Source organism: Sulfitobacter sp. HI0129 (genome assembly GCF_001635395.1).
GTDB lineage: Bacteria > Pseudomonadota > Alphaproteobacteria > Rhodobacterales > Rhodobacteraceae > Sulfitobacter.
In genome coordinates this window covers 1-1,185 of record NZ_LWGH01000818.1, presented here as the reverse complement: position 1 = coordinate 1,185, position 1,185 = coordinate 1, and the positions used below count along the sequence as shown (strand labels likewise).

Sequence of the window (1,185 nt, the reverse complement as noted above, 5' to 3'; positions counted from 1 at the left end):
CGTATTGGCACTTGGCATCTGCGTCTGGTTGGCGGCTATGCTGATCCGTTCCAGCAGCCGGGTCGAGGCCATTGCCTATGGTGCGATCATCGGCGGTGCTCTCGGCAATATTCTGGACCGCCTGCGCTATCGTGCGGTGACGGATTTCCTCGATTTCTACATCGGGACGGCGCACTGGCCTGCCTTCAACATGGCCGATGTTTTTGTGGTTGGCGGCGTGATGCTGCTGCTCATTGCGCCGTGGGTTGGCGCTCGACTTCAGACCGATTCATGAAGCCGGGTTTGCCGCAGATCGTTAGTGAGGACCCGAACCTGTTCCAGTGCATGGGTCTTGCCCTTGTTGCCGGCGGATTGACGGTTTTGCCCCTTCCGCCGTTTTCTTGGCTCATGGCGGTCCCTGTCGCCTTCTCAGTGCTCTTTATCGTTCTCCGGAACATCTCAACCTCGCGCGCTTTCCTTGTCGGTTGGGCTTTCGGACTGGGCCAATTCGGGATTGGAATTTCCTGGATCGCCGAGAGCTTCTATGTCGATGCCGAACGTTTCGGCGCACTGGCGATCCCGGCGGTCGCGGGTCTGTCCGCCGGAATCGCCATCTTCCCGGGCATGGCGGCGATGCTTTTTGCCGCCATCATGCAGCGCCGAACTTTCGGCGGCATTGCGGCGGGCCTTCTGTTTGCAACCTGCTGGGTGGTCACGGAGTGGCTGCGGGGTCATATCCTGACGGGGTTTCCCTGGAACCTTGCCGCTTATGCCCTTGTCGACTATGCCGCCCTGCGCCAACCCGCCGCCTGGGTCGGCAGCTACGGTTTGGGCTTTCTCACGGTCTTCATCGGCATATTGCCAGGTGTGTTGACTGTGGCGGCGCCAAAGAGACGCGCGCCTGTTCACGTGCTCTTCGCCGTTGCTGTGACGGGTCTCTGGGTTGGCGGTGCGCTTCGGTCAGGGCAGGACGTGCCGCCGACAGACGTTGCTTTGCGCATCGTCCAAGGCAATGTGCCACAAGTCGAGAAGTGGGTACCGGGCAGCCGCCAGCGAGCCTTAGAAAAATACCTGGGCTTGTCCGCGCAACCCGGACGTTTCGATGTGCTGCTTTGGCCGGAAACGGCCTTCCCCGGCTTTCTGGATGAAGATGCTGCGGCACGCGCGCGGATATCTGCAGCTTTGCCAGACGGCAGGATCCTACTG

Annotated in this window: 1 protein-coding gene and 1 pseudogene; both read left to right on the top strand. The window is 60.9% G+C overall.

Annotated elements, in window-relative coordinates:
• A partial coding sequence (lspA, locus tag A3764_RS19435; protein WP_067951966.1) for a signal peptidase II occupies nucleotides 1-274 on the top strand: 274 nt, incomplete at its 5' end.
• Nucleotides 271-1,185 (top strand): annotated as a pseudogene (locus A3764_RS19430) (apolipoprotein N-acyltransferase); the annotation flags it as partial. The gene lspA and the pseudogene A3764_RS19430, both read left to right, overlap by 4 nt.